The sequence below is a fragment of the Curtobacterium flaccumfaciens genome, from assembly GCF_051548005.1.
In the GTDB taxonomy this organism is placed as follows: domain Bacteria; phylum Actinomycetota; class Actinomycetes; order Actinomycetales; family Microbacteriaceae; genus Curtobacterium.
Window position 1 is genome coordinate 1 of sequence record NZ_JBPUGH010000191.1, and the last position, 5,587, is coordinate 5,587.

Here is a 5,587-nt window from a genome sequence, read left to right on the forward strand (position 1 = left end):
GGGACCGGCACCGGGCCTCCAGGCCGTTGCGATCAGCGCCGTTGCGTCCGGATCACTCAGCCACGTCGGCGACGGCTGGTCACCACGGGCGTGGCGGTGGTCTGCACCTTCGAACCCGAGTAGATGTGCTCGATGTCCGCGGCGAAGTCCCGCATGATGACCGGTCGCTTGATCGTGAGCTTCGGCGTGAGGTGACCCGACGCCTCGGTCAGGTCGGTGTCGAGGATCGTGAACGACCGGACGCTCTCGGCGCGTGAGACCCGCTGGTTCGCGGTGTCCACGGCCTCCTGCACGGCCTGGTGCACGCGCTCGTCGTAGGCGGCCTGGTGCGGGTCCAGCACGGGGGAGATGCCCCGGGCCTCGCACCAGCCGGGGAGCATGTCGCGGTCGAGCGTCACGAGGGCGGCGACGAAGGGCTTGCCCTCGCCGACGACGATCGCCTGGCCGACGAGCGGGTGCTCGCGGATGCCGTCCTCGAGCGGGGCCGGCGCGACGTTCTTGCCGCTCGCGGTGACGATGAGCTCCTTGGCCCGACCGGTGACGGTGAGCACCCCGTCGGTATCGAGCCGGCCGAGGTCGCCCGTCCGGAACCAGCCGTCGACGAACGCCTTGTCCGTCGCCTCGTCGTTGTGCCAGTAGCGGTCGAAGACGTCGACGCCGCGGATGAGGATCTCACCGTCGTCGGCGATGCGGACCTCGACCCCGGGGAGTGCCCGTCCGACGGTGCCGATCCGCAGTTCGGCGGCGCGGTTCACCGTGGCGGGCGCGGTGGTCTCGGTGAGTCCGTAGCCCTCGAGGATGTGCACGCCGATCGAGCGGAAGAAGTGCGACAGCCGCGGGGACAGCGGCGCCGAACCGCTGACGGCGTAGCGGACCCGTCCGCCGATGGCGTCCCGGAGCTTCGCGTAGACGAGCTTGTCGAACAGGGCGAACCGCAGCCGGAGCCCGAGCGGCACCCTGCCCGTGCCCAGCGCCTCCGAGTGCGCGACCGCGGTGGCCGCCGCCGCGCGGAAGATCCGGCCCTTGCCGCCGAGGTCGGCCTTCTGCTCGGCCGAGTTGTAGATCTTCTCGAACACGCGGGGGACGGCGAGGAGGAACGTCGGCTTGAAGGTCGACACCGCCTTCATGAGGTCCTTCGTGTCCGGCTCGTGGCCGACGAGCACACCCGCGGAGAGCGACATCGCCGCGATGAACCGCGCGAACACGTGGGCCATCGGGATGAACAGCAGCGTGGACGACCCCTCGGCGATGACCTCGGGCATGGCCTCGGACGCGCCCTCGACCGTCCCGGTGAAGTTGTCGTGCCGGAGCACGCAGCCCTTCGGTCGGCCCGTGGTGCCCGACGTGTAGATGATCGTCGCGTCGTCGTGCCCGTGCACGGTCGCCGTGCGGGCGTCGAGCTCCGCGTCGGTGACGTCCTCGCCGAGACGGGCGAGGTCGTCCAGACCGCCGCCGTCCATCGTCCAGTGCTGACCGAGGTGCGGGAGGTCCGGTGCGATGCCCGCGACCCGGCGGGCGTGCTGCTCCTGCTCGACGACGATCGCGACGGCCTCGGAGTCGGAGAGGATCCAGCGGATCTGGTCGGGGGAGCTGGTCTCGTAGACCGGGACGGAGACGAGGCCGGCGGTCCACACCGCGAAGTCGACCAGCGTCCACTCGAGGCGGGTGCGGGACAGGATCGCCACGTGCGCCCCCGGCTCGAGGCCGGCGGCGACGAAGCCCTTCGCGATGGCGCGGACGCGGGCGAGGGTCTCGGCGGCGGTGATCGGCGTCCAGGTGTCGCCGTGCCGCTCGGCGAGGATCGGTCGGTCGGGCGTGAGCCGAGCGCGCTCGGTGAGCAGGCGTGCTGCCGAGCCGTGGTCCGGCGCGACCGGACCGGCGCTGGGACGCGCGGCGTGCCTCCCGGCCGGTGTGGCGGACGGCGACGCGTCCGCCCGGGCCGCGGCAGACCGCGTGGTGGGCTCGGTGCTGGTCGCGGTGGCGTCCTGTTCGGCGGCGGCACTGGTGAGGCGCTCGGGTCGCTGATCGTTCACGGTGACTCCCTCGTCGGCCGGTTCGATTCGAGTACGCCTCATCGTCGAGGCGACACCGCCAGCATAGGGGTCGTCGTACGGGGAACGCCGTGGAGCCGCCCGTGCGTTCGGTGTGGACACCGCGAACCGGTAGGCTCGTGGACCGTGCACGCCATCGGAATCGACATCGGGGGCACCAAGATCGCGGGAGCGGTCGTCTCGGAGCTCGGCGAGATCCTCGCCGAGGACCGCGTCGCCACGAACGCTGCGGACCCGGACGCCATGCTGGACGACGTCGTGACGATGGTCACGCGGCTCCGGGCCTCGCACGAGGTCAGCGCGGTGGGGGTCGCGGCGCCGGGCTTCATCGACGCCTCGCAGTCGATCGTCTACTACACGCCGAACATCCGGTGGCGGAACGAGCCCCTGCGCCAGAAGCTCCAGGAGCGCATCGGCGACCTGCACATCACGGTCGACAACGACGCCAACGCGGCGGGCTGGGCGGAGTTCCGCTTCGGCGCCGGACGGCTCGTGTCCGACATGACCATGCTCACGATCGGCACCGGCGTCGGTGGCGCGATCGTCACCGAGGACCGCCTGTTCCGCGGTGGCTTCGGCACCGGCGGCGAGATCGGCCACCTCCGCATCGTCCCGAACGGCCTGCCCTGCGGCTGCGGCGCCCGCGGCTGTATCGAGCAGTACGGCTCGGGTCGTGCACTCCAGCGCATGGCGAACGACGTCGCCGACGCCGGCGGGATCGGTTCCGCCCTCGCCGACGCACGCGAGCAGAACGGCGGCCACCTCGACGGGAAGATCGTCGGCGACCTGATCCTCGCGGACGACCCCGGGGCCCTCGCAGCCCTGCGTCGGCTCGGTCGGCACCTCGGTGAGGCCTGCGCCTCGCTGTCCGCCGTGCTCGACCCGCAGCTGTTCGTGTTCGGCGGCGGCGTCGCGAGCGCGGGGGACCGGCTGCTCGAGCCGATCAAGCAGGCGTACCTCTCCAACCTCCCGGCGCGGGGCTACCACCCGGAGCCCGACTTCGTGATCGCCGAGCTCGTGAACGACGCGGGGGTCGTCGGAGCGGCCGACCTCGCCCGGATCCACGCCCGGACGGCGTAGGGTCGGCCACACCCCACCCCCTCGGAGTCATCGATGACCTACTGGCTGCTGAAGAACTTCCTGCTCGGCCCGCTCATCCTCACGCTGTTCCGACCGTGGGTCGTCGGCCGTGAGCACGTCCCCGCCAAGGGGCCGGTCATCTTCGCCTCGAACCACATCTCGTTCATCGACTCGGTGATCCTGCCGGCGGTGCTCGACCGTCGGATCTCGTTCCTCGCGAAGAGCGACTACTTCACCGGCCGCGGCCTCAAGGGCTGGGCGACGAAGACGTTCTTCAACGCGATCGGGCAGCTGCCGATCGACCGCTCCGGCGGCAAGGCGTCAGAGGCCTCGCTGCACACCGGCCTGCAGGTCCTCGCCCGTGGGGAGCAGCTCGGCATCTACCCCGAGGGGACGCGCAGCCCGGACGGCAAGCTCTACCGCGGCCGTACCGGCATCGCCCGCATGATCCTCGAGGGCCGCGTCACCGTGATCCCCGTGGCGATGGTCGGCACCCGTGAGGTCCAGAAGATCGGCCAGCGGTTCCCGAAGTTCAAGCGCGTGGGCGTGGTGTTCGGCAAGCCGCTCGACTTCTCGCGCTTCCAGGGGTTCGAGACCGACCGCTTCATCCTCCGCAGCGTCACGGACGAGGTCATGCACGAGCTCGCCGGGCTGAGCCGACAGGAGTACGTCGACGTCTACGCGACGAGTGTCAAGGAACGCGCGAGCTCGGCGCGGGAGCAGGTCATGAAGGAGCGGGGCAGCGCCTCCGGACGGTAGGCTCGCAGGGTCCGGCAACCCGGCCGGACGGCGGGTCGCCGACCGGAAAGCCGGTCGCCCGGCCGGCCGTAAGCCCAGAACACCGAGGTAACGCCCTTGTTCGAGTCGACCGACTTCGTCGCCCTGCAGGATCCGGACGTCATCGAGGGGCTCGACTATTGGCGCACGCTCCCGATCAAGCAGCAGCCGACCTGGCCGGACCCGGCCGCCGCCGAGGCCGCCTCCGCCGAGATCGCCACGCTCCCGCCCCTCGTCTTCGCGGGCGAGGTCGACAAGCTCCGTGACCGTCTGGCCGCGGCTGCCCAGGGCAAGGCGTTCCTGCTCCAGGGCGGTGACTGCGCGGAGACCTTCGCCGGTGCCACCGCCGACTCCATCCGCGACCGCGTCAAGACGATCCTGCAGATGGCCGTCGTCCTCACGTACGGTGCCTCGATGCCCGTCATCAAGATGGGCCGCATGGCGGGGCAGTTCGCCAAGCCCCGGTCGAGCGACTTCGAGACCCGCGGGGACGTCACCCTGCCGGCCTACCGCGGCGACATCGTCAACGGGTACGACTTCACGCCGGAGAGCCGCCAGGCCGACCCGCGCCGCCTCGTGCAGGGGTACCACACCGCTGCGTCGACGCTGAACCTGGTCCGCGCCTTCACGCAGGGCGGGTTCGCCGACCTGCGCCAGGTGCACTCGTGGAACAAGGGCTTCGCGTCGAACCCCGCGAACGCCCGGTACGAGCACCTCGCGAAGGAGATCGACCGTGCGATCCGGTTCATGGGCGCCTGCGGTGCGGACTTCGACGAGCTGAAGCACGTCGAGTTCTACGCCTCGCACGAGGGGCTGCTCATGGACTACGAGCGCCCGATGACCCGGATCGACTCCCGGTCCGGTCAGGCGTACGACACCTCCGGCCACTTCATCTGGATCGGGGAGCGCACCCGTGACATCGACGGCGCGCACGTCGACTTCCTGTCCCGCGTGCGGAACCCGATCGGCGTGAAGCTCGGCCCGACGACCACGGTCGACGGCATGAAGGCCCTCGTCGAGAAGCTCGACCCGAACCGCGAGCCCGGACGCCTGACCTTCATCACGCGCATGGGCGCCGGCAAGATCCGCGACGAGCTGCCGAAGCTCCTCGAGGCCATCAAGGGCATGGACGCGAACCCGCTCTGGGTGACCGACCCCATGCACGGCAACGGCCTGACGACCCCGACCGGCTACAAGACCCGTCGCTTCGACGACGTCGTGGACGAGGTCCTCGGGTTCTTCGAGGCGCACCGCCAGGTCGGCACGTACCCGGGTGGCATGCACGTCGAGCTCACCGGCGACGACGTGACGGAGTGCCTCGGCGGCTCCGAGCACATCGACGAGGCGACGCTCGCGACCCGGTACGAGTCCCTCTGCGACCCGCGGCTGAACCACATGCAGTCGCTCGAGCTGGCGTTCCTCGTCGCCGAGGAGCTCGGCGCGCACCCGCACACCGCGCGCTGAGCGCGGCGCGGCGCGGTGCGCGGCACGGCCACGAGTCTCGCGGTGACCGACAAGTCTCGTGCCCGTGGGCACGAGACTTGTCGCTGTGCACGAGACTCGGCGGCGCGCGCACGAGACTCGACGGCGCAGGTACGCGTGTGCGTACCGGACGGGAGGCGCGGGGCAGCCTGGTCACCGCGCCTCCCGTCCGGTGGTGGTCGCGTCGGGAGCCGCAC

The 5,587-nt window shown here is 71.1% G+C and carries 4 protein-coding genes; 3 read left to right on the forward strand and 1 reads right to left on the reverse strand.

Annotated elements, in window-relative coordinates; translation table 11 throughout:
* Positions 1 to 56: 56 nt before the first annotated feature.
* The gene (locus tag ACSW7Y_RS15870) at positions 57 to 1,841 is read right to left on the reverse strand and encodes an AMP-dependent synthetase/ligase (RefSeq protein ID WP_438127209.1); all 1,785 of its coding nucleotides are present in this window, start codon (positions 1,839 to 1,841) and stop codon (positions 57 to 59) included.
* 336 nt (positions 1,842 to 2,177) lie between these two features.
* Between ACSW7Y_RS15870 and ACSW7Y_RS15875 the strand changes: the two genes are divergently transcribed.
* The 3 genes from ACSW7Y_RS15875 to ACSW7Y_RS15885 all read left to right on the forward strand — a co-directional run bounded on the left by ACSW7Y_RS15875 (position 2,178) and on the right by ACSW7Y_RS15885 (position 5,372).
* Entirely contained in the window at positions 2,178 to 3,131 is a 954-nt protein-coding gene (locus ACSW7Y_RS15875; protein WP_438127206.1) for an ROK family glucokinase, read from the forward strand.
* Between the two features lie 33 nt (positions 3,132 to 3,164).
* Entirely contained in the window at positions 3,165 to 3,890 is a 726-nt protein-coding gene (locus tag ACSW7Y_RS15880) for a lysophospholipid acyltransferase family protein (protein ID WP_438127207.1), read from the forward strand.
* A 96-nt stretch (positions 3,891 to 3,986) separates the two neighbouring features.
* On the forward strand, positions 3,987 to 5,372 hold the full coding sequence (locus ACSW7Y_RS15885) for a class II 3-deoxy-7-phosphoheptulonate synthase (RefSeq protein WP_438127208.1): 1,386 nt from the start codon (positions 3,987 to 3,989) through the stop codon (positions 5,370 to 5,372).
* The last annotated feature ends 215 nt before the right edge of the window (positions 5,373 to 5,587 follow it).

Coding starts and splice junctions, on each gene's coding strand:
- ACSW7Y_RS15880 (WP_438127207.1), top strand. CDS start 3,165: ATGACCTACTGGCTGCTGAAGAACTTCCTGCTCGGCCCGCTCATCCTC.